This window comes from Erythrobacter crassostreae, from assembly GCF_019204045.1.
In the GTDB taxonomy this organism is placed as follows: domain Bacteria; phylum Pseudomonadota; class Alphaproteobacteria; order Sphingomonadales; family Sphingomonadaceae; genus Erythrobacter; species Erythrobacter crassostreae.
In genome coordinates this window covers 1,103,355-1,129,321 of record NZ_JAGSPC010000001.1, presented here as the reverse complement: position 1 = coordinate 1,129,321, position 25,967 = coordinate 1,103,355, and the positions used below count along the sequence as shown (strand labels likewise).

23 protein-coding genes and 1 tRNA gene are annotated in these 25,967 nt (G+C 57.3%); 11 read left to right on the top strand and 13 right to left on the bottom strand.

Annotated elements, in window-relative coordinates; all coding sequences use genetic code 11:
- Positions 1-2: 2 nt before the first annotated feature.
- Positions 3-1,271 (bottom strand): acetyl-CoA C-acetyltransferase, encoded by a 1,269-nt coding sequence (locus KCG46_RS05595; protein ID WP_218404297.1) that lies wholly within the window; start codon positions 1,269-1,271, stop codon positions 3-5.
- A gap of 117 nt (positions 1,272-1,388) precedes the next feature.
- Between KCG46_RS05595 and KCG46_RS05590 the strand changes: the two genes are divergently transcribed.
- Positions 1,389-2,156, top strand: coding sequence for a crotonase/enoyl-CoA hydratase family protein (locus tag KCG46_RS05590; protein ID WP_218404296.1), 768 nt, complete (start codon positions 1,389-1,391; stop codon positions 2,154-2,156).
- 2 nt (positions 2,157-2,158) lie between these two features.
- Positions 2,159-3,322: an acyl-CoA dehydrogenase family protein gene (locus KCG46_RS05585; protein ID WP_218404295.1), complete on the top strand. Its 1,164-nt coding sequence runs from the start codon at positions 2,159-2,161 to the stop codon at positions 3,320-3,322.
- 77 nt (positions 3,323-3,399) lie between these two features.
- Here KCG46_RS05585 and KCG46_RS05580 read toward each other — a convergent pair whose 3' ends face one another.
- Together KCG46_RS05580 and KCG46_RS05575 are read right to left on the bottom strand one after the other, a co-directional pair.
- The gene (locus tag KCG46_RS05580) at positions 3,400-5,934 is read right to left on the bottom strand and encodes a TonB-dependent receptor (RefSeq protein ID WP_218404294.1); all 2,535 of its coding nucleotides are present in this window, start codon (positions 5,932-5,934) and stop codon (positions 3,400-3,402) included.
- Positions 5,935-6,154: 220 nt separating this feature from the next.
- Positions 6,155-8,179, bottom strand: a complete 2,025-nt coding sequence (locus KCG46_RS05575; RefSeq protein WP_218404293.1) for a TonB-dependent receptor plug domain-containing protein — start codon at positions 8,177-8,179, stop codon at positions 6,155-6,157.
- A gap of 115 nt (positions 8,180-8,294) precedes the next feature.
- Between KCG46_RS05575 and KCG46_RS05570 the strand changes: the two genes are divergently transcribed.
- From KCG46_RS05570 to KCG46_RS05560, 3 genes are all read left to right on the top strand, one after another.
- Complete coding sequence (locus tag KCG46_RS05570) at positions 8,295-9,803, top strand: flavin-containing monooxygenase (RefSeq protein ID WP_218405324.1); 1,509 nt, start codon at positions 8,295-8,297, stop codon at positions 9,801-9,803.
- A gap of 53 nt (positions 9,804-9,856) precedes the next feature.
- Positions 9,857-10,618 (top strand): competence/damage-inducible protein A, encoded by a 762-nt coding sequence (locus KCG46_RS05565; protein ID WP_218404292.1) that lies wholly within the window; start codon positions 9,857-9,859, stop codon positions 10,616-10,618.
- A 75-nt stretch (positions 10,619-10,693) separates the two neighbouring features.
- Positions 10,694-13,675: a DUF2339 domain-containing protein gene (locus KCG46_RS05560; protein WP_218404291.1), complete on the top strand. Its 2,982-nt coding sequence runs from the start codon at positions 10,694-10,696 to the stop codon at positions 13,673-13,675.
- 183 nt (positions 13,676-13,858) lie between these two features.
- On the opposite strand, the gene rplA is transcribed toward KCG46_RS05560, so the two are convergent.
- On the bottom strand, positions 13,859-14,551 hold the full coding sequence (gene rplA / locus KCG46_RS05555) for a 50S ribosomal protein L1 (RefSeq protein ID WP_218404290.1): 693 nt from the start codon (positions 14,549-14,551) through the stop codon (positions 13,859-13,861).
- A 4-nt stretch (positions 14,552-14,555) separates the two neighbouring features.
- Positions 14,556-14,984 (bottom strand): 50S ribosomal protein L11, encoded by a 429-nt coding sequence (rplK, locus tag KCG46_RS05550; protein ID WP_142787222.1) that lies wholly within the window; start codon positions 14,982-14,984, stop codon positions 14,556-14,558.
- Positions 14,985-15,710: 726 nt separating this feature from the next.
- On the opposite strand from rplK, the gene KCG46_RS05545 reads away from it, so the two are divergent.
- From KCG46_RS05545 to KCG46_RS05535, 3 genes are all read left to right on the top strand, one after another.
- Positions 15,711-16,385: a PspA/IM30 family protein gene (locus KCG46_RS05545; RefSeq protein ID WP_218404289.1), complete on the top strand. Its 675-nt coding sequence runs from the start codon at positions 15,711-15,713 to the stop codon at positions 16,383-16,385.
- Positions 16,386-16,476: 91 nt separating this feature from the next.
- On the top strand, positions 16,477-16,935 hold the full coding sequence (locus KCG46_RS05540; RefSeq protein ID WP_218404288.1) for an ABA4-like family protein: 459 nt from the start codon (positions 16,477-16,479) through the stop codon (positions 16,933-16,935).
- The gene (locus KCG46_RS05535; protein WP_218404287.1) at positions 16,932-17,762 is read left to right on the top strand and encodes a hypothetical protein; all 831 of its coding nucleotides are present in this window, start codon (positions 16,932-16,934) and stop codon (positions 17,760-17,762) included. The genes KCG46_RS05540 and KCG46_RS05535 overlap by 4 nt, the downstream gene beginning before the upstream one ends.
- Here KCG46_RS05535 and KCG46_RS05530 read toward each other — a convergent pair.
- From KCG46_RS05530 to secE, 3 genes are read right to left on the bottom strand one after another with little or no spacing between them, the layout of a single operon-like run.
- Positions 17,741-17,956, bottom strand: a complete 216-nt coding sequence (locus KCG46_RS05530; RefSeq protein ID WP_218404286.1) for a hypothetical protein — start codon at positions 17,954-17,956, stop codon at positions 17,741-17,743. The two genes, KCG46_RS05535 and KCG46_RS05530, sit on opposite strands and share 22 nt — an antisense overlap.
- Positions 17,957-17,981: 25 nt before the next feature.
- Complete coding sequence (gene nusG, locus KCG46_RS05525; RefSeq protein WP_218404285.1) at positions 17,982-18,518, bottom strand: transcription termination/antitermination protein NusG; 537 nt, start codon at positions 18,516-18,518, stop codon at positions 17,982-17,984.
- A gap of 34 nt (positions 18,519-18,552) precedes the next feature.
- Positions 18,553-18,762, bottom strand: a complete 210-nt coding sequence (gene secE, locus KCG46_RS05520; protein WP_218404284.1) for a preprotein translocase subunit SecE — start codon at positions 18,760-18,762, stop codon at positions 18,553-18,555.
- 539 nt (positions 18,763-19,301) lie between these two features.
- Between secE and KCG46_RS05515 the strand changes: the two genes are divergently transcribed.
- On the top strand, positions 19,302-20,840 hold the full coding sequence (locus KCG46_RS05515; RefSeq protein WP_218404283.1) for an alanine/glycine:cation symporter family protein: 1,539 nt from the start codon (positions 19,302-19,304) through the stop codon (positions 20,838-20,840).
- Between the two features lie 190 nt (positions 20,841-21,030).
- Here the strand turns inward: KCG46_RS05515 and KCG46_RS05510 are convergent.
- Positions 21,031-21,106, bottom strand: a tRNA-Trp gene (locus tag KCG46_RS05510).
- A 150-nt stretch (positions 21,107-21,256) separates the two neighbouring features.
- On the opposite strand from KCG46_RS05510, the gene aat reads away from it, so the two are divergent.
- Positions 21,257-21,970 carry a leucyl/phenylalanyl-tRNA--protein transferase gene (gene aat, locus KCG46_RS05505; protein WP_218404282.1) on the top strand — a complete coding sequence of 238 codons (714 nt, stop codon included), beginning with the start codon at positions 21,257-21,259 and terminating at the stop codon, positions 21,968-21,970.
- Here the strand turns inward: aat and KCG46_RS05500 are convergent.
- Genes KCG46_RS05500 through KCG46_RS05485 form a run of 4 tightly spaced genes read right to left on the bottom strand, consistent with a single transcriptional unit; the run spans position 21,922 to position 23,990 of the window.
- Positions 21,922-22,425: a DUF2155 domain-containing protein gene (locus KCG46_RS05500; protein WP_369410169.1), complete on the bottom strand. Its 504-nt coding sequence runs from the start codon at positions 22,423-22,425 to the stop codon at positions 21,922-21,924. The two genes, aat and KCG46_RS05500, sit on opposite strands and share 49 nt — an antisense overlap.
- Complete coding sequence (locus KCG46_RS05495; protein WP_218404281.1) at positions 22,407-22,826, bottom strand: NADH:ubiquinone oxidoreductase subunit NDUFA12; 420 nt, start codon at positions 22,824-22,826, stop codon at positions 22,407-22,409. The genes KCG46_RS05500 and KCG46_RS05495 overlap by 19 nt, the downstream gene beginning before the upstream one ends.
- Positions 22,827-22,864: 38 nt before the next feature.
- On the bottom strand, positions 22,865-23,413 hold the full coding sequence (locus KCG46_RS05490; RefSeq protein WP_255551776.1) for a DUF192 domain-containing protein: 549 nt from the start codon (positions 23,411-23,413) through the stop codon (positions 22,865-22,867).
- The gene (locus KCG46_RS05485) at positions 23,400-23,990 is read right to left on the bottom strand and encodes a regulatory protein RecX (RefSeq protein ID WP_218404280.1); all 591 of its coding nucleotides are present in this window, start codon (positions 23,988-23,990) and stop codon (positions 23,400-23,402) included. Before KCG46_RS05485 ends, KCG46_RS05490 begins: the two co-directional genes overlap by 14 nt.
- Positions 23,991-24,233: 243 nt before the next feature.
- On the opposite strand from KCG46_RS05485, the gene KCG46_RS05480 reads away from it, so the two are divergent.
- The gene (locus tag KCG46_RS05480) at positions 24,234-25,967 is read left to right on the top strand and encodes a fatty acyl-AMP ligase (protein ID WP_218404279.1); all 1,734 of its coding nucleotides are present in this window, start codon (positions 24,234-24,236) and stop codon (positions 25,965-25,967) included.

Sequence of the window (25,967 nt, the reverse complement as noted above, 5' to 3'; positions counted from 1 at the left end):
GCTTAGTCTACGAAACCGTCAACGCGTTCTACAATGATAGCGGGGGCCATGCCGCCCGCTGCGCACATTGTGACGAGACCGGTTTTGAGGTCGCGGCGCTCTAGCTCATCAAGCACGGTGCCGATCAGGATCGAACCGGTTGCGCCAATCGGGTGGCCCAAAGCGATCGAGCCGCCGTTCACATTGACCTTGTCCCAATCGAGACCGAGGTCGCGCACAAACTTCGCAGCGACAACAGCGAAGGCTTCGTTGATTTCGAACAGATCGATATCATCGACGGTCATACCTGCGCGCTCCAAGACCTTCTTGGCAGCCGGGACAGGCGCATTGAGCATCAGTGTGGGATCATCGCCCATATTTGCGGTCTGGACGATTCGCGCACGCGGCTTCAGCCCGTGCTTTTGCGCATACTCTTTGCTCACGACGAGGACAGCCGCCGCGCCATCGACAACGCCGGATGAATTGCCCGCGTGATGAAAGTGCTGAATGTCGAGGTCAGGATATTTTTGATTGATCAGCTTGCGGAATGTGGTGCCGTTTGCATCCAGAGGAACGTCAGCGATTTTTGTGAAGGCAGGCTCTAGCTCCGCCAGCCCTTCGAGGGTTGTCTGCGGGCGCGGATACTCGTCTTGTTCCAGCAATACATTGCCATCATCATCGGTTACCGCGATGACCGACTTTTCAAAGCGGCCTTCGCTGAGCGCCTCAGCAGCGCGCTGTTGCGACCGATAACCGACCGCGTCGAGGTCTTCGCGGGTGAAGCCCTCCATCGTGGCAATCGCATCGCCGCAAATGCCCTGGTGCGATTGCGGGTGAACCGCCTGAAGCCGCTCATTGTAGCTGCCCATCATTGGCGGCTTGAGACCGGCCTGCATTTTCTCTTTGGCCATTGCTGCGGTGAGGCTCATCATTTCTGTGCCGCCCGCAACGATGCAGTCTTCCATACCGCTCATAATCTGGGCCGCCGCAAGGTTCACAGAGGTAATGCCGCCGCCGCAGAACCGATCCAAGGTCGTGCCCGACGAGGTCACGTCATAGCCTGCGTCGAGAGCGGCCATCCGGCCCAGATCGCCCGCCTGCATGCCGTCCTGCGTCGAGACTGACCAAATCACATCATCGACGGTCGAAGTGTCGAGACCGTTGCGCGCCGCGATGGCTTTCAGAACAGTCGCCGCCAGATGCTGCGGGTGCTCCGCTGCCAATGAACCCTTGCCCTGTTTGCCAATGCCGCGCGGGGTACGCACCGCGTCGATAATATATGCCTCGCCCATGGGGGAATCCTCTCTCACTTGCTGAAATTGCAGTTGACGTATCCGTAAACCGCCTTCACCACTTGCACAAGAATTCAGTTTCAAAACGAAATCACTATTGAGCTAGGGAGAGCACAAGTGTCCGACACACAAGAAGTCCTGACCGAAGTCGATAACGGCGTATTGATCGTCACCATCAACCGGCCAGAGGCAAAGAACGCCATGACCAAAGCGGCGGCCGAGGGAATCGCAGCGGCGATGGACCGGCTCGACAGCGAAGAGGATCTTCGTGTTGGCATTCTAACTGGCGCAGGCGGCACGTTCTGCTCGGGCATGGATCTGAAAGGCTTCCTGCGCGGCGAAACGCCATCGGTCGAAGGGCGGGGTTTTGGCGGCGTGGTTCAAGCACCGCCTGCCAAGCCTCTGATCGCAGCCGTCGAAGGTTACGCGCTGGCCGGCGGCCTCGAACTGATGATCGCCTGTGATCTGGTGGTCGCGAAGAACGGTTCGAAATTCGGTGTCCCTGAAGTGAAACGCGGTCTTGTTGCCGCAGCGGGCGGCGTCATGATGCTCCCAGACCAGATCCCTGAACGGATCGCCATGGAATTGGCGCTGACCGGTGAGTTTATCGATGCACCGCGCGCCTATGAGCTTGGTCTGATCAATGAAGTGACCGAAGGCTCGGCGTTGGAGGCAGCAAAGGCGCTTGCGGCCAAGATCGCAGCCAACGGCCCGCTTGCTGTCAAAGTCTCCAAGCAGATCGTCAAAGATTCGCGCGGATGGGCGATGGATGACCGCTACACCAATCAAGCGAAATTGATCGCGCCAGTCTTCGTATCAGAAGACGCCCGCGAAGGCGCAGCGGCGTTCGCGGAGAAGCGCGCGCCGAATTGGAAGGGTAAATAATCATGCCAGTTCTCAATGTAGCCCAGCCGGAATTCATGGACGACGAGGAGATTTCGATCTTCGCGGATGCGGTCGGAAAGTTTTATCAGAAGCACGCCCCCGAAAAGCGCGTCCTGAAATGGCGCGATGAAGGTCAGGTGGAACGCGAGTTTTGGAACGAGGCCGGCGGCGCGGGCTTGCTCGGCGTTTCTGTGCCAGAGGAATATGGCGGCCATGGCGGCGATTTCCGTCACGATATGGTGGTGATCGACCAACAATCTAAACACAATGTCGAAGGCTTCGCAGCCAGCCTGCACAACACAGTGATCCTGCCATACCTCGTGCGCCACGGCACCGAGGAGCAGAAGAAGAAGTACCTTCCCAAGCTCGTCACCGGCGAACTGGTCAGCGCGATTGCGATGACAGAGCCGGGTGTCGGATCAGACCTTCAGAGCATCACCACGACCGCTCTGAAAGAAGGCAACGGATACAAGATCAACGGCGCAAAGACCTATATTTCAAACGGTCAAACCGCCGACTTCATCATTGTGGTTGCCAAAACCGATCCGAATGAGCGCGCCAAAGGCATCTCGCTTATGCTGCTCGAAACAGAGGGCGCAGACGGATTCCAACGCGGCAAAAAGCTCGACAAGATCGGGCTGGATGCGGCGGACACCTCAGAGCTGTTTTTCGACGACGTGTTCGTTCCAGCCGAAAACGTTCTGGGCGGCGTCGAAGGCAAAGGCTTTTATCAGCTGATGGGTGAGCTGCCTCAGGAACGTCTAATCATTGCCATGGGCGCGATGACAGGGATTGAGAAAGCCCTCGAAACCACAATGGAGTTCGTCAAAGATCGCAAGGCGTTTGGCCAGACAATCTGGGACTTTCAGAACACCCAGTTCGTGATGGCTGATCTGCTCGCACGTGGCACCGCAGCGCGGGTGTTCGTGAACGACTGCATTGCCAAGCACCTGAAAGGTGAATTGGACGTCCAGACCGCTTGTATGGCGAAATACTGGGTGACCGAGCTTCAGGGCGAAGTCGTCGACAAATGCCTGCAATTCCATGGCGGCGCGGGCTTCATCAACGATTATCCGATTGCCCGTATGTACCGCGACAGCCGCATCACGCGGATCTTTGGCGGGTCAAACGAAGTGATGAAAATGGTGATCGCGCGCGGCATGTAGCCCGTCCCTATCGGCCACAAACAAAAGGGGCGGCTCGCACATGCGAACCGCCCCTTTTTTGTGTCTGATCGGTTGGATCAGAATTCGGTACGAAGTGTCACACCATAAGTAGCAGGCTGCTGAGCAAAAGCGGAGCGTGAGCTGCCGCGCAGCACCGTGTTGAAGGTAACACCGCGCGTTACTTCATCGGTGATGTTGTTGCCCCAGACTTCCAGCGTCCAGCTCTTATCCTGAGCGCCGATACCAGCACGGACATTCACCTTGGTGTTGCTATCCTGAATGTCGAACGGCACCAAAGTGCGGGCAGCAAGATCAGCCGGATTGACTGCCTGCGTCGAAGTCCGGCGGTCATCTTCGATACGCGCCTGTGCAGTGATGAACCCTGTCAGATAATTGCCAAGGTCACGCTCATAGTTTGCACCCATAATGGCCACAATCTCAGGCGCGTTGGTTAGCGTATTGCCGCACAGCGCCAACACGTTCTGCGACGTCAGACCGCCGTCGCAATCATCAGGATAGCGAGCATTGGTGTATGACAGACCAGCGTTCAGCGTCAGGTTTCGATCCGGACGGATAACCGACTCAATTTCAAAACCAGACGATAGCGCGCGGCCAACGTTAAAGGTCGTGAACTGCGCTCCAGTAAACTCCAGAACCTGGAAGTCAGTGAATTCCTCATGGAAAACGGCGACGTTCATAGTCACCGCATCATCAAGGAACTTGGCCTTCACGCCAAGCTCGTACGCATCGACTTCTTCAGAGTTGAAGGTCGGATCAGCACCGCCGGAATTGGCTGTGATATCGAGGTTGATACCGCCCGATTTATAGCCGTGCGTAAAGCTGGCATAGACGGAAACCGGTGCTTCAAACTCGTAAGACAGCTTGCCTGTGTAGATCAGCTCTTCATCGCTGAACGGTACGCTGAACGGACGGGGGAGCGGGAAGGCAATCGCGTCTGAGCCAATTGCCGGTGCGGTAAATGCGAAACAACCGGTGCCGAGCACGTTTGGAACAAGATCAGGACCAACTGTCGCTGCAATAGTTCCGACGCCGGAAAGCAACGTCAGACATGTCGGATTGTTGCTTGCCGCTTGTGTGAAACCGCCTGTCTTCGACTCGTCCGAATACCGCAGACCGACAGTCACCTTCAATCCGTCGGCAATTTCCAACGTATTGTGCGTGAAGACCGAGAAGCTCTCGCTTTCTTGCGAATAGACGTTGGTTGATGTCGTGCCTGTTGGGCTGATTCCGTTTCCTGGAGTACCTGGATCGTTAATCAAATCCGTCAACAACGTCAGCGGAGCAGGACCAAGCAGTCCGCCAAACAAACCGCCGATCAAAAGATCGTAGTCCGAACCAAGCGAGAAGTCTGTGCTCGACTGGATTTCTTCATCCGAATAATATCCGCCAACGAGCCATTCAAGGCTGCCGCCAAACGCTTCGCCTTGAATGCGAAGTTCATGGGTCATCGTTGTGATGTTGGTGTCGAGACGATCCACGTCGAACACTTCGAGTGCCGAGAAGTCAGAATCGTAATTCTCGCTCGAGCTAAAGTCGCGGTACGAACCGATGTAAATCAGATCTGCATTCTCGCCGAGCGGAATATTGATCTCACCGGTGACACCCCATTGCTCAGTTTCAGCGAGCGGAAGACGGTTTGCAGTCGCCGTACGATTATCGAGAACTTGCTCGGCGCCAGGTTGGTCAAACGGGTTGAATGTGACGGACGGTGCCGCCATTCCGCCGCGCGAAGGCGCGCCGAGTCCGACAAGCGTAGTTTCAAGGCCTGCATCACCGAGCAATTCCACTGCAGCACAGCACTGGTTTTCGCTTTCGCTGTAATCACCGATCAAACGAACGGTGATGCCGCTATCGCTTTCAAAGCCGATCTGACCGCGGACAAGGAATTGATCGATCGTGTTGGATTCGCCGATCTTGGTGCCAGTACCGTCGACGACATCAACGAAGCCATCGCGGCTACGATATGCACCGGTCAGCCGCACGGCCAATGTGTCTTCAATGATAGGAGCGTTGATCGCACCCTGTACGTTAATCAGATCAAAATTGCCGTAAGTCGCGTTTGCGAAGCCGCCAAATTCGGTAACATCCGGTCCGCGTGTGGTGATGTTAAGCGCACCAGCCGACGTGTTACGACCAAATAGAGTACCCTGCGGTCCGCGGAGAACCTCAACCCGCTCGATATCGACAAACTCGCTAAGCGCGATGCCGGGGCGCGACTGGTATGCGCCATCGACGAAGATACCGACCGCGCTTTCGAAGCCGATATTGTTCGAAGTCGTACCAACACCGCGAATACGCAGAACGACAGATCCCGATGCAACCTGTGCGTTCGAAGTCGAGAAGCTTGGACTGACCTGAGTGATGTTCTGGACGTTAACGACGCCCTGTTTGTCCAGCTGTTCCGGAGTGACAGCGGTCACAGCAATCGGAATGTCTTGAACGTCCTGTGCACGGCGTGTCGCGGTAACAATGATGACGCTATCATCTTGCTCCGGCGCTTCCAGTTGATCGCCGTCTTGTGCAAATACGGGGGCGGTAAACGAACTGCAGGCCATGAGACCTGCAGCGTAGGCTGCAAACTTACGTGTCATAAATTTTCCTCTCCACTTACCCCAATGGCCTTTGGCCTTATTGGATGTGGGAAGCAGACTATCAGTGAGTTCGCCCCTGCCAAGGCTATGCGACGCTTATTCGCAAACCGTAGCAAAAATGCAACATATCGTGCTGCAGCGCAGCATCGCGTCAATGTGACCGCGATTCAGGCAATTAAATTGCTGACCGATCGGAAAGTTTTTGGCGGCTTTGCGAGCTTTAGTACCCGAAACGAAGGCCAATCCAGACTGTGCGAGGCGCGCCTAAATCGATCGCACCTGCTGAGTTTCGGGTCACAATCTCCTCGTCAAAAAGATTTTCGCCCCTCATCACGATCGAGAATTTTCTGCTCAAAGGAGCCTGCGCAAACAGATCGAGTGTGGTCGCTGCAGGCAAAATCGTCGTTTCTTGATCGTCTTCAAACTGTCCGCTGACATGGCGTAGAGTCCCTGCAAACCGCCAACCTTCGGCCGGTTCCCAAGCCATTGTCGCCGATGCCGCAAAGTCCGGCGTTTGCGGCGGATGATTGCCGTCCAGCGCGATTGATGCGCCTTCACCGTCGATCGTCGCATCGGTGTAAGCCAGCGAACCATCGAAGCTGATCTGGCCGAATTTCATCGCCAAAGTCGCCTCGATCCCTTGTGCATCGATGGCTGGCAAATTCTGGCGTTGGCGCAGGTTTGGCTGAAGCGTGACGTTCGCAATCGCGTTTTCGACGCGGTTATCGAAAGCCGTCAGAGACAGCACCACCGGATCAGCCGGTTGCCATGTCATCCCAGCCTCGAATCCCCTAAGCCGTTCATTCTCCAGCGCCGCGTTCGCTTGCGTCACAACTGGAAAGACAACGAAAGGTCGGTAAAGCTCATTCAACGTAGGCAACCGCAATCCGGTGTAAGCGGCGGCGCGCAATTCGAGCTTACGTGATGCGTAAAAGAGCGCACCGGCGCGCCAGCTTACCGCCCAGTCGCTGCGATCATCGGCGATTGTCTCGGTTACAAGCGCTCCACCTGAATCGACCGCTCTAAAAAAGCCGTCTTCGATGTTGGTGTAGTCGGCGCGCAATCCGCCGGTCAGCAAGAGCGGGCCGATCTGCCAGTCATCTTCGACAAAGAACCCAAGATTGCTGTTGGTGCCGCCAGCACGGCGGCGCTCCCGCAAATTGCCGGTAAAGGCGCTGAAGGCTTCTTCTTGGAGCTCGCCGCCCGATTTGCGGTAATCAACGCCGATGCGCACCGTATGCGCTTCATTGATGGGCGGGCGCACTTCGATCTTGCCGCCTAGACCGGTCGAGGGCGTATTGCGCTGATCAAGGACTTTCACAAAGCGGGTGGAGCTGATGACGACATTCGAGAAATTGCGCGCCTGAACATAGACGAGAGCATCAAATTCCCAGCTACCACGCCCGACGAAACGGATGCTCGCGTCCTGCCCTTCAATTCTGGAATCGGCTCCTTCAAAACGCAGCGTTCGTGCGTCTTCGAACAGGCTGCCTCTGGCTTGCAATTCGATATTGGGAGTAATCGGCGCGACTGCGCGCAGGCCTACCTGCCAACTATCAAACGCCGCGCGAGCCGTCGCGGGAACGCGCTGGCTCTCAGGCGTAGTGAAAAACCCCTGCCCGCGGTCCCAGCGGCCATTGATCACACCAAATCCAGCGCCCAGTTGGCTGCTGAGCGCGGCGCTAGCCTCAGTTTCTTCGCGGTCATTGACGAGCAAGCTGGCCGACACAGGGCCGAGCGTGCGTGCGTCGGCGCTCTCCAATTCTATAGTCCCGGCAAGCGCGCCAGAACCGAATGGCCCCGATCCGCCCCCTCGTGTCACTCGGATACTGCCAAGCGTTTCAGGAGCAATCGCATTGAACGGGATATAGCCAAAGAACGGATCGCTGATCGGAACACCATCGAGCAACACAAGCGCGCGGCTCGTCGCGTTGCCACCCAAAGCGCGCAATGTCGCACCCTGAGCGCTGGGGTTGGCAGACCGGCTATCAGAGCGACGGAACTGCTGAAAACCAGCGACATTTTCTAGTACGTCTTCGATGCGACCAGACCCGCTCGACACAATCGCCTCACGGTCAATTTCGGTAATCGAATAGGCACCGATAGAAGGCGCTTGCCGCAGTCCTTCGCCGGTCACGACGATCTCGTCTTCGGCCATTTCTTCGCCCGAAACGTCCTGCGCGGACAAAGGGACAGAAAGGGACAGAGCGAGGACTGAAGCGGCAAAACGGAAGCGATAGATCATGGTCGCTGCGCCTAGCGGACTTGCCCCACAAAGTCAGTTGCAATTTGCTATCAAGACTCGCTTTTCGTCGTCGCATATGGTTACATTGTCGATCAAATGGGAAGAGAGAGACCTGATGCTTGCAACCGCCCCTGATTTCGACGTTCTGATCGTCGGCGCTGGTATTTCCGGAATTGGCATGGCTGCCCATATGGAAATGAAGTCGCCGAACCATTCCTATGCGATTGTCGAACGGCGCGAGAATTTGGGCGGGACATGGGATTTGTTCCGTTATCCCGGCATTCGGTCGGACAGCGACATGCACACGCTTGGCTTTGATTTCGAACCGTGGAAGCACGAAAAAACAATCGCCGATGCGCCCGCGATCCTCGAATATCTGAACACCATTGTTGATGAACGCGGCATCCGCCAGCACATCCGTTACAGCCATAAAGTGATCTCCGCCGATTTCCGAGAAGACGAAGCGCGCTGGCATGTCGAGATGGAGCTGGATGACGGTTCCACGACGCGCCTCACTGCAAACTTCCTCTATCTTGGCTCCGGCTATTATGACTACGACGAAGCATACGATCCCGGCTTTGAATTCGGCGAATTCGAAGGTCAGGTGATCCACCCGCAATTCTGGCCGGACAACCTCGATTACGCAGGCAAGAATGTCGTCGTCATCGGATCAGGCGCGACGGCGGTGACTATTGTCCCTTCGATGGCAGACAAAGCGGCCAAGGTCACAATGCTGCAACGCACGCCGACATGGATGTTTGCACGTCCGGCAAAAGACTGGATCGCCAACTCTTTGCGCAAATTTCTGCCAGAGAAACTCGCCTACCGGATAACCCGGTGGAAGAATATCAAGATGCAGGATTTCAGCTTTAAAATGGCGCGCGAGAAGCCGCAGAAGATGAAAGACACGCTGCATAAGAATATCGAAAAAGCGCTCGGCGATGATTTCGATCGGGACACCTTCACGCCGCCCTATGATCCGTGGGATCAGCGCGTCTGTCTTGTACCTGACGATGATCTTTTCAAAGCGATGAAATCCGGCAAGGCGCAGGTCGTCACCGGTCATATCAAGAAGTTTGAAAAGGGCGGCGTCCGCTTGAAATCCGGCGAATTCCTCGACGCAGATATCGTTATCACGGCGACCGGCCTGAAACTCGCAGTCGCAGGCAAAATTGCGGTGAGCCTCAATGGTGAGCCAGTGAAGTTCGAAGAGCGGTTTTATTACAAGGGCTGCATGTTCTCGAACCTGCCAAACCTTGCGGTGGTGTTTGGGTACCTGAACGCCAGTTGGACCCTGCGGGCAGATATCAATTCCGACTATGTTTGCCGCGTACTCAATCACATGCGCACGACAGGATCAGACATGGCAACGCCTGTTCTCACTCCTGCAGACGAAGCAGCCATTGTTGAAGACGATATCTTCGATTTCTCCAGTGGCTATATCCAGCGCGGCAAACACATCATGCCGCGCAATTCGATTGCGTATCCATGGCGCCTCAATCAGGAATATGTGGTTGATCGCAAACAGATGGTGGATGAACCAGTCAATGACGGCTTGATATCCTTCACGCGCGCCGGAGCGAACGCTCAATCGGGCGAGGAACAACTCGAAGCGGCTGAGTAATTCGCCTGCTTTCGGTGTGGTCATGAGCGAAGCGTTCAATTAGACCGCTTTTCATGACCTCATCCGATAAAATCTGGACCGCCGGCCTTGTCATCATTGGTGACGAAATCCTGTCTGGCCGCACACATGACAAGAATATTGGCCAGATCGCCAGCTGGCTTCAGGTGCAAGGTATCCGCCTATCCGAAGTGCGCGTTGTTGCCGACATCGAAGACAAGATTGTCGAGGCGGTGAACGCATTGCGCGCTGATAACGACTATCTCTTCACAACCGGCGGGATCGGCCCGACCCATGATGACATTACGGTCGATGCAATCGCGAAAGCGCTCGGCGTGCCTGTAATCATCCATCCCGAAGCCCGCGCCCTGATGGAGCGATACTATGCCGACAAAGGCGGCGTGAACGAAGGCAGGCTGCGAATGGCTCGTACGCCTGAAGGATCAGATCTGATCCCGAACCGCAAATCCGGCGCACCGGGAATACGCCACGGCAACATTTTCGTGATGGCAGGCGTGCCGCACATCACAGCCGGAATGCTCGATGCTCTAACCGGCCAGCTGGAAGGCGGCGCGCCGCTAATCTCCGAGACAGTCGGCGGGTTCATTCCCGAAAGCGAGGTTGCCGAACTGCTGCGTGAAGTCGAGCAGGCGCACGAAAACTGTCAGATCGGTTCATACCCGTTCTTCCGTGAAGGTAAGGTCGGGTCCAACTTCGTGATCCGCTCAACCGATCCAGAATCGCTGCAAAGCTGCTTTGATACTCTGTGCGAAAGATTGGGCGAGAACGGCTGGGATTTCACTCCGGGCGGCATCTGAGGCTGCGCACCAATTAAGTCTTTGCTTTTCCGCTGCCTTGCGGACAGTCTCTGACTATTAGGGATCAGGGGTCGCATGGAACTTCTAATTATTGCCGGATTGAGCATAGCGGTTTTTCTGCTGTGGGACCGTGTTAGCAAACTTAAGCGCCGCATCGACGCGCATGAGGATTGGCTGAGCGACTTGGCAACGAGGCGTGGCGTCTCCTCGAAATCCGGGGAAGAACCAGACGAAGCCGTTTCGGCACCTGCCCCCCAATCCGAAGCTGCAGAGCCCATTCCGGCAAGCCGACAGGTCGATCCCGTTTCCAAGGCTGAACCAGAGCCTGAACTTGAGCCAGCAGCAAGCATGCCTCTTGCAGCGCCTAGCCCAGCGCTTCGATCTGAAGTTGAAGAGCAGGTTGAAGTACCAGCTCCGGCACCAACTGCGGAACCAGAGCCTGAGCCGGAGCCCGAAGACACCGGGCCGCGGTTTGACTTTGAAGACATATTCGGACGCCGCTTACCGATTTGGGCTGGCGGGATCGCTCTTGCTGTGGGCGGCATATTCCTTGTCCGATACTCTATTGAAGCTGGCCTGCTAACGCCGGGCGTGCGCGTCTTCCTCAGCTTCTTGTTCGGGCTTGGTTTGATTGGCGGAGCAGAAGCTGCCTACAGGCTTGAGGACAGGGTAAAGGACGAACGCGTCCGTCAGGCTCTCGCTGGCGCGGGAATCGCGACCTTGTTCGGAGCATTCTACCTCGCCGGTTCCGGCTATGGATTGATTGGTGCAGGCGCCGCGTTTGTTGGTCTCGCGGTGGTCACAGCGGGCGCGATTGCGATGTCATTCCGGTTTGGATTGCCATGCGCGGTTCTCGGCCTGATCGGCGGATTTGCCGCACCTGTGCTCGTCGATAGCGACAGCGCCAATGTGCCGCTGCTCGCGCTATACCTTTCATTGGTTGCAGGCGGGCTTGCTTGGACCGGCGAAAAACAGGGCCGCCGCTGGCTCGGCTATGCAGCCTTGGGGCTCGGCCTGGGCTGGGGATTGTTGATGCAGCTTGGCGGGATCAACAGCGGCAAGGATTTTGCAGCGCTCGGCGGATACTTGATAGTCTTGGGAACAGTTTTGCCAGCCTTCCTCCATTCACGAGGCGGGGCAAGTCCTCTTCAGATCGCCGCGGCCGGTGTTGCGACACTGCAAATGGCATCCTTGGTCGACAATGCAGGATACGATCCGCTTACGCTTGGCCTCTATGGTTTGATCGCAGCCGCTCTTGCGGCGCTGGGCTGGCGGTTCCCGCCGCTTCGCGCTGGATCGGCGGTCGCGGCATTTGTGGGCATCTGGCTCCTTATCTTGTGGCCGGTTCCGGTTGCGCAGCACTTTGCCATCGCGGCTGCTGTCTTCGCGCTGATCACGGCCGGTGTGCCGTTGGCGCATCAGCTTCGCGGAAGGGCCGGATTGCTCGACATCGCTCAGTTGGGTGGATCCGCCATCGGTATTGGCCTCGCCGCTTACGTGCAGTTCGGATCATGGGACAGCGAGCCAAGAGAGACCATGTTGGCGATCAGCATGGCGGCTCTCGCATTGTTCCCGATTCTCGCATTCTGGTCGCGTTGGCGCACATCGGACGAAATGGAAATCCGGGCTTCGCTGATCCTGCTTAGTGCAGCGCATGTGTTGTCGTTCTCGGCGTTGCTGCTCGTCACGCTTGCTTGGGCAGCGCCGGTTGTTGCGGCTGCTGTCGCGTTGCCAACCCTTGCCTTGCTTTGGAAGCGCGACGCGCTCCCTCTGCTCATCGCAAGCTGGGGCGCCATTGCGGGCACAATTATATCCCTGATGGTCACTCCAGCGTTCGAGGCAGAATTGCTCCGTCTTGGCGGCGGGAGCGATGTCGCATGGCGCGGCGCAGAATTGCTTCGCTGGATCGCCACTGCCGTGCCTCTTATGGCGATGGCGATCATGCGCCCAACGCTGGTATCGCGCCCTATTGCAGACGGTCTTTCGGCTGTCATCATCTACGGCGCAATCGCCCAGCTTGTTCCAGGCGAAACGCTTGCCTGGATCGCAGCTGCCGCGGCGCTTGGCCTGTATCTCTGGCGATCCGACCGGTTCGCGGCTTGGGGAACGCCATTGGCGATTGCGGGCCTCTGGACACTCGAGCCACTTGCCGAGTGGATTTTTGCAGGGTTCGCCGCGATGGTCGGCATTCCGTTCCTTTCAGACAGCGCGCTTGGTCTGATTGATATTGCCCGCCAGATCGCTCCGTTCCTTGGCGTGGCCGGTTTCCTCGCATGGCGCGGCACGGCTCTGCCAAAGCAAGTTCGCTGGGCATTTATGGCGGCAGTCGGTTTGATCGGGATCACCGTCGTGCACAGCATCTACAAGCAAATCTGGGGCATCGACTCGCTTCTCCGGTTCGAACATTTCGGCATGGGAGAGCGGTCTATCTGGCAAGCCGCCTTGGTCCTCGTGGGCATTGCGCTGATGCAACTGCCGAAGACCACGCTCACCCGCGTTGCAAGTTCGGCGGCGCTTTGCGTGGCGTTCGCTCATTTCGCATGGTTCACGCTCCTGCTGCATAATCCTCTGGCAAATGTTCAGCATGCCGGGCCGACACCGATCGCAAACTGGCTGCCGGTGGCATATGGCGCTGCGATCGCGGCGTTGGTCTTGATGCGTGGCGAACTCGAAGAGCTGATTAGCAAGGCAAGGCACGGTGTTGATGTCGCGGTGATGGCTTTGGTGGCGCTCCTTTCTGTATCGCTGCTGCGCCAGATATTTGCTGGCTCTGTGCTGACTGCGCCGCCTATCGGGCAAAGCGAAAGCTTGATGATCTCGCTCCTCGGAATTGCGCTGGCGCTGGGGTATCTGTGGTGGGGTTCTTTCAAATCACTGCGCAGCTGGCGGATCGGTTCATTGGTCCTGATGCTAGGCGCGGTGGGCAAAGTGTTCCTGATTGATGCTGCGGGGCTCGAAGGGTTGCTGCGGATTGCGAGCTTCCTAGCCCTTGGCTTTAGCCTGATCGGGATTGGCTGGGTCTATTCCCGCCAACTATCGCGAAGAAACACCGCGTAGGCAGCGCAAAGAAAAAGGGGCCGGAAGATCGCTCTTCCGGCCCCTTTTGTATCTGACTTCCCAAGTAGGAAAGCGGTTTGTCCAATCGATCCGTCAGGATCGCAAGGCCGACTGGCCGTCGCGCCTAATGGCGCGGTAGCCTAAGGGACCAGATGGCCCCGCCGGCGCTTGAGGCGCAAAAGGTTACGCGCCTTCGATGCCCGAGATGTCGATCTTAAGACCAGGGCCCATGGTCGAGGTCAGCGAGACCTTCTTCATGTATTTGCCCTTTGCACCCGATGGCTTCGCTTTGACGATAGCCTGAGTGATCGCTTCGAAGTTGGCTTTCAGATCCGCATCCTTGAACGACATTTTGCCGATGCCAGAATGTATGATGCCCATCTTCTCAACGCGGAATTCAACCTGGCCGCCTTTGGCGTCCTTAACGGCTTGCTCAACGTTAGGAGTGACAGTGCCCAGTTTCGGGTTTGGCATCAGGCCTTTCGGACCGAGAACCTTACCAAGACGGCCGACGACGCCCATCATGTCCGGCGTGGCAATCACGCGGTCATAATCGAGGTTGCCTGCCTGCATGTCTTCCATCAGGTCTTCCGCGCCGACTTTATCAGCGCCAGCAGCGGTCGCCTTGTCTGCATTGTCGCCTTTGGCGAACACAGCAACTTTGACGTTCTTACCGGTGCCCGATGGCAGCGAGACCATGCCGCGGACCATTTGGTCTGCGTGGCGCGGATCAACACCCAGGTTCATCGCGACTTCAACGGTTTCGTCGAATTTCGCCTTGTGTGTCCGCAGTGTCGCGATGGCTTCGTCGATTGAGTAGAGCTTTTCATTGTCCAGCTCAGCGACGGCCTTTTGCTTTTTTGTCAGTTTCGCCATTGGTTCAGCCCTTCACTTCGAGGCCCATCGAACGCACGGAGCCTTCGATGATCTTCATGGCCTGATCGATGTCGTTTGCGTTGAGGTCTTTCATTTTGGCCTCAGCGATTTCCTTCACTTGCGCCTGCGTGACAGAGCCAGCGACGACTTTACCCGGCTCGCCCGAACCCGATTTCAGCTTTGCAGCTTTCTTGATCAGGAAGCTCGCAGGAGGAGTCTTCGTTGTGAAGGTGAACGAACGGTCCGCGTAAACGGTGATCGTGGTCGGGATAGGAGCGTTCTTTTCAAGGTCCTGCGTCGCGGCGTTGAACGCCTTACAGAATTCCATGATGTTAACGCCGCGCTGACCCAGCGCCGGGCCGATTGGCGGCGACGGGTTGGCAGTGCCAGCAGGCACTTGCAGCTTGATATAGCCTTCGATCTTCTTGGCCATGAGGCCTTCCTTTCTCACTGTTCCCCGAGCTTTTTCAAACCGGGGTCATGTTAAGCGGTCCAGCGGCTTGCCGAATGGCAGGCCTCCCGCGCGGATTCGCGTCAATGTGACGAGAGAGCGCGCGTGTAACGATTTTGCGTTTTTTAGCAACGTCTTTCTCGACCGTAAGACGCGTCTATTGTTTTCCGCACGCCATCCGGCTTTTTTGTTTAGCGCCCTCAAGCGCCGGGCGCGGGCCATCCGGCCCGCTTGGGTAGGCCTTCGGCCATCTCCGCTTCGCTACGATTCCGCCGCATATGCGGCGGCGCGCGGTCGCGCGCTGGCTCGCCTGCGGCTCGCACCATTCCAAGTCATCGGTGTAGCTGCAGAGCTCGGTCGCAAAGCGACCGCAAGCGCGACCGCGCACCCGCATCCGAAGGCGCGAGGAAATCGCGCCCGCGGATGCGGGTGCGCGAATAGAATCCACATGACACATTTTCCAACATGTCACCCGGTGCCTACAAGCAAAAACGGCGGAACTCCGCCATTCCTTATGTGTGGGACACAGGTGACAACTCTCCAACTTTTTCGCCTTTGATCGCTTCACAAATATCACCGCAGCTGTTGCAGTTTTCAGCGAAGTAGGAAAATGTCGCTTCACGCCAATCCGACACGCTATCTTCATGGTATCGCAAGGTTTATCCGTGAAAAGACGGCCAAGACGACATAGATTTTTAGGGGCGAAATATGCTGCGCGTAGCAATTCAGGTAAAAGAACTCATTTCCAGCAATGTCACAAGCGCGCTGGATTCGATGTCCAGCTCCGCGAAGATGCTGCATCAACTTCAGCGTGAGATCGAAGAAGCGATCATCGCACTCGAAGGCGAACGGACCAAAACCGAGCGCAACCTGAAACGCCTCAAAGCCACCCTAACACAAAACGAAATGCGCGAAGCCGATTGGGGCGACAAAGCGAAAGCCGCGATGGACCACGACCGCGAAGATCTCGCGCGTCAGGCTCTGATGGCGCGCGAAGATTGCCGCGAGGCAATTGCCTCTGGCAAAGACGATATCGCCAAAGCGAAAGCCGATCTCAAAGAGATCGACGAAGCCGTCAAAGAACTCGAAGCCAAGCGTGAGGAAACTCGCGAACAAGCCAAAGCCCAATCCGCTGCCGACGCTGACAAAAGTGGCTGCAGCGATGCCGGAGCCAGCACCGCTGAAAAGCGCCTAAACCGCGTATCCCAGATGGAAAAGCGCACCGAATTCGCGACCGAAGACACCGCCAGCGCGCGCACCAATGCCAGCGTGGACCGCGAGATTGACGAAATGCGCCGCGCAAGCACGGTCGATGCCGAGCTAGCGGCTCTTAAAGGCGGCGCGAAGAAAGCACCGGCCAAGCGGGCGCGTAAGAAGGCTTAAACCTCCCAACATGTGCGAGGTGTGTTACTAGCACTAGACACCTCGTCATACTGTCATTACTCCTGCGTCCATAGACATTGGGAGAAGCGCTATGACGCCAGAGGGCATTTTCGGTGTTGCAGGACAGGCGGCCATGCTCGGTTGGCTGATCCTGATCTTCCTGCCTCGCCGGTGGCCTGCCCTGTTGTGGCTGCCGCGTTTCATCATTCCCTTCGGTTTGTCGCTGCTCTATTCGGGCCTCGCCATGGCTCATATTCTGACCGTGGATGGCGGAGGCTTTGGCTCGCTCGCCGAGGTAAAGACGCTGCTCTCGAACGATTGGGCTCTGCTTGCTGGCTGGGTCCACTACCTCGCCTTTGATCTGTTTATCGGCGGTTGGATCGCGGTTCAGGCGGACAAGGTCGGCATCTCTCGCCTGATACAGGCGCCCATCCTGCTCGCGACCTTTATGGCCGGACCGCTTGGCCTTGCGTTGTTTCTGGCAATGCGCGCGGGATTTGTGCGAGGTGCCCCTTCCGAAGAAGCTGTCATGCAGGGGGCCGCGGCATGAACGAGACGCAGACCAGCACACCCGCTTGGAAGCCAATACTTCCTCAGCTCGACGATGATCCACTGACCCGTCTGTTGATGACATTTGCGCTGTTTATGGCGGCGGCTTTTGTCGTCTTCATCCCGGCGTGGATCATCGACACACGCGTCCTCGACAGCGCGCCGATCTGGACGAAGCCGCAGAAATTCAACCTCTCTTTCGTGGTTCATTTCATCACGCTGGCTATGATCGCGCAGCAGATTCCGCGTGTCGTCCGCTCCGGAATGGCATTGCGGATTTTCGCCTATCTCGCGGGCATCGGGTTGGTGTTTGAGTTCATTTACCTCAACACACAAGCTGCGCGCGGCGTCCGCTCACATTTCAACAATGACGGCCCGTTTGAGCAGATCATGTATGCATTTATGGGCCTTGGCGCGGTGCTGCTCATGACGATCGCAGTCGCTATTGCAGTGCAAGTCTGGCGCAAGGCCGACCGGTCTCGGCGAGGCCTGTGGCTCGGCACAATCCTCGGCTGTATCGGCGCATTCATCACCACGGTGATTTTCGGCTTTTACATGTCAGGCGAAGGCAGGTTTGTTGGCGCGCCGCTAACCGGAGGCGGCGAGGTGATCCCGTTCTTTGGTTGGAGCCGCGAATATGGCGATCTGCGCCCCGCCCACTTCGTCAGCATGCATATGCTGCAAACGATCCCGTTTGTCGGGTGGCTGGCGGATCGTCAGAACTGGAACGGCACGATGATCGTCATCGCCGCAACCATCGTTCAAATCGCGTTAGCGGCCTTCCTGTTTATGCAGGCCCTATCAGGTCAACCGTTCTGGCCCGCCTGATCGGCATTTCGCTTGCGCTCCAGTTCGCGGCGCGGGGTCTTCATGCCTTTGGTGCGGCTGGTCAGATGAAACTTGCGGCATAGCTCGCAAGCGTAGGCTCGCAACTTGAACGGGGCTGCGTCAGCCGCATCCTCCGCCGCTTCGCGTGTGGCGTAGCGCTTCTTTCGATTGCAGATGGCGGGACGGGTTTTCATCTCCGCCCCTCAAGCGCGTGGCTTGTTACTTGACCAGTTCGACCTGCTCGAACTCAAGCTCAACCGGCGTAGCGCGGCCAAAGATCGAGACCGAAACCTTGACCTTGGCTTTGTCGAAATCGAGTTCTTCGACCACACCGTTGAAGCTGGCGAATGGACCGTCGAGCACTTTGACCTGATCGCCGATTTCGTAATCGACGCTGATGTCTTTCTTCGGAGCGGATTTCGCTTCCTCAACACCGCCAAAGTAGCGCGCGGCTTCTTTTTCGCTGATCGCTTGCGGCTTGTTGCCCGACCCCAGAAAGCCGGTGACTTTCGGTGTGTTCTTGACGAGGTGATACACGTCATCGGTCATTTGCAGCTTCGCAAGGACATAACCCGGCATAAACTTACGCTCGACCTGAACTTTCTTGCCGCGCTTTACCTCGGTGATGGTCTCTGTCGGAACTTCAACCTCTTCGACACCTTCGGAAAGACCCAAACGATCTGCCTCAGACAGAATCGCCTCTTTCACCTTGTTTTCGAAACCGGAGTAAGCGTGGATGATGTACCAACGAGCCATGGATTATCCTTGGATAGAAATGCGGTGCGCGCTCTTAAGCGAGCGTCAGCAGAAACTTGACGACGGCGTTAAACAGGCTGTCGATACCGAAGAAGAACAGCGACAGAATCACCATGAAGATGAACACGAAGATCGACGTACGGATCGTCTCTTCGCGGGTCGGCCAGACAACCTTGCTCGTCTCGGTGCGAACCTGATTCACAAACTCGGCGGGCGAGGTTTTCTTCTTTTTCTCTTCGGCCATGGGTTGAGCCTTGTCCTTCAAAATTATTCATATCATCCGATTGGTCGCTTTTAGGTAGGGCTCATCGCCGCCCCGAACAAGGTTCGGGAGGGGCTCAGAATTTTGCGATGTCGGAAAGACGACAATTCCAATAGGGCCGCCCCCGTCCAAAAGCAAGCGCAAGAATCTTGGTTTGGGCATTGAATTGCGCACGCCATCCGGCGCGCGATATCCTCGAGCCTACCGGCACTGCGGGTGCCGGTCGGGCTTGCGGTCGCTGCGCGACCGAGCTCTGAGACCAAGCCACCGACTTTGCACCCGGCCTCTTGGTACCAACGAGCTAGGTAGCGATGAGAGCGTCGCGAGTAGGGACGCCAGCGCGCGACCGCGCGCCGCCGCTCACGCGGCGAAGCCAAGCAGCGTGGATGCGCTGCGCCCGGCGTTTGAGGGCGCACAACAAAAAACTAGCTAATGGCGCAACGCGCCGTTAGCGTGCGGCGCTTGGAATTGGCCCGGACGGGCTGGTTGTTCTTCGGGGACAGACAAAGGGGATAGCCGCAATGGCTGCAACACCATCGGGCGCGGAAGCATGGATCGCGCCGATAACAAATCTTTCGGATTTCATCTGGGGCGGCACATGGAACGGCGAAGCGCTTCCGTGGCTTTCGATTGGCGGACAGCCGATCCCACCGATGACGCTGATCCTGCTGGGCATCGGCATGTACATCATGTTCGGCCTGCGTTTCTATCCCATCGTCAAATTGGGCAGCGCGTTCAAAGGTCTTTTCTCCAGCCGCAAAGGCGAAGGCTCTGGCGAGATTTCGCCTTTTGCCGCGCTTTCAACGGCGCTTTCAGGGCAGGTGGGCACGGGTAACCTTGCCGGTGTCGCGACCGCCATCGCGCTTGGCGGGCCGGGTGCGATTTTCTGGATGTGGATCACCGCGCTTGTCGGCATGGCGCTGGCCTTTGCCGAGGGATCACTGGCCATTCGCTACCGCGAAAAGACATCGGACGGCGTCTATCGCGGCGGCCCGATGACGTACATTATGATGGGTCTGGGCAAGAAATGGACATGGCTCGCGATCGTCTTTTGTATCGGAACGCTGTTCTCCGCGCTCGTCACCGGCAACTCGATTCAGGCCAACGCGATTGCGGATGGTATGAACGAGCTGTTCGGCATCGAAGAATATATTGGCGGGGCGATCACCGCGATCCTCGTCTTCATCGTGATTATCGGCGGCATTAAGTCGATCGGCAGCGTCGCGGAGAAGGTCATTCCGTTCATGGCCGGTGCTTACATCATCATGGCGGTCCTCGCGCTCGCTTTGAACTTTGGCGATCTGCCTGCGACCTTCGCTTTGATTTTCGACGGTGCGTTTAACCCGCAGGCAGCCACGGGCGGCTTTGCAGGCGCAGCGATCATGCTGGCGATCCGAGCCGGTGTTGCGCGCGGCCTGTTCTCCAACGAAGCAGGTCAGGGTTCGACCCCAATCGCGCACGCTGTTGCACAAACGAACGATCCGCAGGCGCAAGGCCGCATGGCCATGCTCGGCACGTTCATCGACACCATCGTGATCTGCACCATGACGGCGCTGGTTATGCTGACTGTGCAGGGCGACTTCACCGCTGGCGGTGAAGCTGTCCAGCATGCGTGGAATTCCGACCTTGAAGGGTTCGCGATGACAAGCGGCGCGTTCGCTGCGGCATTCCCGTTCGAAGTGATCGGGGTTCCCATCGGCACTCTGATTGCCTCGATTGCGCTGATCCTGTTCGTGTTCACCACGCTTCTTACTTGGAGCTATTACGGTGAGCGGGCGATCACATTCATCTATGACCGTGTACCGGGTTCGACCCGCGGTGGTGAAAAGATCCTGCACATGGTGTGGCGTGTTCTGTGGTGCGTAGTGATCTATCTCGGATCGACGCTGGATCTAACGCTGGTGTGGCGCATGGGCGATATCGCCAACGCTGCGATGGCTCTGCCAAACTTGCTGGCGTTGCTGCTGCTGTCAGGCGTGGTGTTCAAACTGGCGCAAGGCCAGAAGGACGCAGGCCCGACGCACACAGCGGAAACACCGGAAGAGCCGAACGAATATTGATTGGCTGATCCAAACAAACAAAAGGCCGGTTTGCATCGCGTAAGCCGGCCTTTTTGTTGGGCGCATCATAGTGAAAACAAACCCAATCGGTCTCGCAGAGACCGCAAGGGCTACTGCCCGTCGCCGCTAATGCGGCGAGTCAAGACGGACGGATGTCCGTCGCCCGACGTCTGAGGTAAAAAGAGAGAAATGGCAGGGGCACAGAGACTCGAACTCTGGACCTTCGGTTTTGGAGACCGACGCTCTACCAACTGAGCTACGCCCCTGCAGGCAGCGCGCGCAATAGCGGGGGTGCGCGCCATAGGCAATACAAGATCGCACCGGCCCGTGTGCAATCGCATTGTGGACTCAAATCAAACGGTCCGTCGCGTAATATCTGGCGCTCTGCACAAACTCGCTGCTAAGCGCCTGACACTATGCACTCTCCGATGCGCAATACGATCCCGGTGGAAACCCTGCTGCTCGCTTATCGCAGCGGAATATTCCCGATGGCGGACACGCGTGAGGATCAGGATGTCTTCTGGGTGGAGCCGCGCGACCGCGCGATCATTCCACTGAATGAACTGCGCGTTTCAAAGTCCCTCAGAAAAGTGCTGCGTTCGGACCGTTTCACGGTGACGATCGACAACGCTTTCGAGTACGTAATCCGCGCTTGTGCCGCACCGCGCCCTGGCCATCCGGAAAGCTGGATCAGCGACCGGATCGTGCGCTCCTATGTCGATCTGCACCGCGCAGGCCATGCCCATTCCATCGAATGCTGGCAGCAAAACGACCTTGGTGAGCCGGAGCTTGTTGGCGGGCTTTACGGAGTATCATTCGACACGGTGTTCTGCGGTGAAAGCATGTTCAGCCGCGCGGATAACGCGAGCAAGGTGGCGCTATGCTGGCTCGTCGCGTTGCTCCGCAATGCTGGTTTCAAACTGCTCGATTGCCAGTTTATGACCGATCACCTCGCCTCGATGGGCGCGGTGGAGATGCCGCAAAAGGACTATCTCAAACTGGTGTCCCACGCGCGCGGAACGACAGAAAGTTCGCTCGCTGATGCTTTTGAAGACGTCGCTCTAAACGCCAAGGCCTCTGATTACTCGCCAGGCCAGCTCATCGCGCAGTCTTTGACCCAGACATCATAGATCGGGTGCTCGACCACATTCATGCTGGGCGATTCTTTGAACAGCCAGCCGGAAAAGACGCGGGCATGATCGCTTTGGCCCCGGTCCAGAATATCGACTTGGACAAAGGCGCCTGTTTCTTGCGGCATTTCCCAAGCAGCGGTGCGTTCGCAGCTTGCCAAAGTCAGGATCACCGGACCGATTTCGCGGGTTTCACCCGGCTTCATCTCGATATCTTCGCTGATATTGTTGCGTTTGTTCAGCAGGCCAAGCGTGGCCACCCGCTCCGCATTGGGCGTAACACCGTCGGTATCCGTAGGGATAATCGCTTCTTCCGCATCTGCGGCTTCGCCAAGCGGGACTTCAACGGTCTGCGGCGCTTCGGGCTCCGATCCGCAAGCGGTCAAAGCAAAGCCGATTAACAAGGCAGGATAAAGACGCCGCATCGCCGGTCCGGTCAGCCCTCGGGCGACCACGCCTCGTAATCGCCATCAGCGGCCGCACGTTTGCCGCCGCGCTCCAGCGCGCCTTGCGGGCGGTACGCTTGCGCAGTGCCGGTCGCGTTGGGTGTGTAATCAACTTCCCAGATCTTTGCCGGGGGCAGATGGCTTTCGGGAACGTCATCAAATGCACCATGCAGCCAGCCGTGCCATTCGGACGGCACGCGGCTTGAATCATTGGCGCCGTTATAGATCACCCAACGCTTTTCCTTTTGGGTGTAAGAGCCCGTCGGAACACTCTCTTTGGCGGCTTTGCGATAATATTTGTTGCCCTCGGCATCGGTGCCGACATGTTCACCGCCGGTGCGCATGGCCCACCAATGCGTGCCAAGCGTCGCGCCGTCCCACCAAGTGAAGATTTTTCCAAAGATTCCCATGGCGCGCCGATTAGCGGAATTGGCGCGTCACGCCAAGATTATTCCGGCGGGTTTTCCGGCAGATCGTACTCGACCGCATCACCGGGCTCGATCCCGAGCTCTTCCGAAAGTCCGCCGCGAATTTCGAACACCGCCGAGGCAAGGCCTTTAGAGGGGAGCGAATCCAGTGAATACGGTTCGGTCCGCTCCGCAATGTTCGAAATTGTGCCGTCGGTCCCGACAAAGATGATGTCGAGCGAGATAGGCGTGTTGCGCATCCAGAAACTGCGGGCTTGCGGCACATAAGACGGGAAGATCATCGCTTCATCGTCGGCAAGCTCGGTCCGGAACATAAGCCCGCGCGTTTGCGCTTCGCCTGTGTCGGCAAGTTCGGTTTTGAAGGTGTGGCGTGCCTCGCCGCTCACAATGGTCACATCGATAATCTCAAGGCCGGAGATCGGGTGCTTGGTTGCGGTCTCTTCAACCGTTGACGTTGTCGGCGGATCCTCCGCTGCGCCAACGGGGGTGCACGCCGCAGCGAGGAGCACGGCAGGCATCAACCCGAGCAGTGCCCCCGACTTGAAAGGCAAGTGATTAAACATCGTCATGGCCTTGTTCCTCTAGCGCCTCTTTTATCCATTGCTCAACATCCGCGTGAGCAGGTGCATCCATAATGAACCGGACATGGTCCATCTTGTGACCCGCTCGAAGCATAGCAGCAACCTGTTTTTCGCGCAGCTTGTGGGAATTTACATGATCTAAACCACCTTCATATTCTTCCTCTTCACTCCCAAGCAATTTATCTGAATACACGCCAAAGCGCCGCTTCTTTGCTAGCAATGCTGCCGCCTCGCGCGCCGCAGCTTCGCTTGGCGCATGATCTTCGCGGACATCTTCATCCACCCCTGCCGCCCATAGCGCCTGCTCGACCCTGCGCGCTCCGTATCCCCGCGCGGTCAGATCGCGCGATTTTGCGCGGGCATAGGCGTCGTCATTGACATAACCCAGCTCTATCAAGCGGGCGACCAGAGCAGGGGTATCAACCTCGATTGTTCGGCCATCGGAGTCGTCGGCAATTCCGCGTTCGCGGATTTTGCGAGCGAGATACCCCTCCAATTTTGCACCGGTTGTCGCAAAGCGCGCAGCATAGGAAAGTGCCAGATCGCGTAACGATGTTTCATCCAAAGGTTTACGCTTGGAGGCTTTGCGGCCCCGTGCAAAATCGCCATTCTGGCGACCATCCGAGCCCGCTTTTCCGCGACTCTTTGATGACGAAAACCTATTCAACGCAATTTTTTCGCCTTATTCGTGCCACAGTCCTTATCAAATGGAGCAAGTAAGGACCGTTTTGGGTATGGGAGCCTGATACGTGAGGGATATGATAGGGCGCACTTCGCTGCGCTGCAAATTACGGGTATCGCTATAAATATGACCGACGCCGCATTGAAGCCGACGCCGAATGATTGCGATTTACCGCGCATCCGCGCTGAATTTGCGACTTTCAACGACGCCATTGATTACGCCGCCAGAAGCGAAAAGGGCCTTAATTTTCACGATATGCGTGGACAATTGGAACGGGTCTATCCGTTCTCTGAGATGCGCGAAGATGCGCTTGTCATGGCCCGCCGCCTGATTGCATCCGGCATCAAGCCTCAAGACCGCGTGGCCTTGATCGCAGAAACCAGCGCCGAGTTTGCCGCATTGTTCTGCGCCTGCATCTACACCGGCGCTTGGCCAGTGCCGCTGCCGCTGCCGACGACCTTTGGCGGCAAAGACAATTATATCGACTCTCTCGTCGTACAACTGAGCAGTTCTGACCCGGTCATGCTGATCTATCCGCCCGAAATCGGCGAGATGGCAGCGGCTGCTGCGGAACGTCAGGGCTGCGCCAGCGAAAGCTGGGATGATTTTGCGACCCGCGAAGCGCCCGATTGCAATTTGCCCACCGCTGATCCCGAGGATATTTGCTACCTGCAATATTCATCCGGCTCGACCCGTTTCCCGACCGGCGTAGCGGTGACTCACAAGGCGCTGCTGCACAATCTGTATGGCCATTCCACCAGCATGCATCTAGGCGAGAATGATCGCTGTATCAGCTGGTTGCCATGGTATCACGATATGGGTTTGGTTGGTTGCTTCCTGTCGCTGATCGCCAATCAGGTTTCCGCCGACTATCTGAAGCCCGATGCCTTTGCGCGCCGTCCGCTGGCATGGCTGGATATGGTCAGCCGCAATCCGGGCAACACGCTCTCTTATTCGCCGACCTTTGGCTATGACATCTGCGCGCGCCGCATTTCGAGCCAGTCGAATGTCGCGGACCGGTTCGACCTGTCGCGCTGGCGGATTGCAGGCAACGGCGCAGATATGATCCGTCCTGACGTCATGCAAAGCTTTGTGAACGCATTCTCGGACGCTGGCTTCAAAGCTGCGGCCTTTACGCCGTCATATGGCCTCGCAGAAGCGGTTTTGGGCGTCACTGTTATGCCGCCGGGCGAAGGTATCCGCGTAGAACTGGTCGAAGAAGAGCGCCTTTCAGGAACGCCGCGCGATATTACGCGCCCGGCCCGTTACCGCGCAATTGTGAATTGCGGCAAAGCTCTGCCTGATATGACCGTCGAAATTCGCGGTGAAAACGGCGATGCGCGCGGCGATCACCAGATCGGCAAAGTCTGGTGCCACGGCCCCAGCGTCATGCATTCCTATTTCCGCAACGAAGAAGCCACCGCAGACTGCCTCGTGGATGGGTGGCTGGACACAGGCGATATGGGCTATCTGGCCGATGGCTACCTGTTCATCGTGGGCCGCGCCAAAGACATGATCATCATTAATGGCAAAAACCATTGGCCGCAGGACATCGAATGGGCCGTGGAACAGCTGCCCGGCTTTAACCACGGCGACATCGCGGCGTTCTCTGTCGAAACCGAAGGCGGCGAGGAATCGCCTGCCGTATTGGTCCATTGCCGCGTTTCCGATCCGGAAGAACGGGTGAAACTGCGCGAGCAGATCGCTGACAAGGTTCGCTCTGTCACCGGCATGAGCTGCGTCGTGGAACTCGTCCCGCCGCGCACCCTGCCCCGCACAAGCTCGGGCAAACTCAGCCGCGCAAAGGCGAAAAAGCTGTATCTGTCGGGTGAGATTGTCCCGCTGGAACTCGCAGCTTAA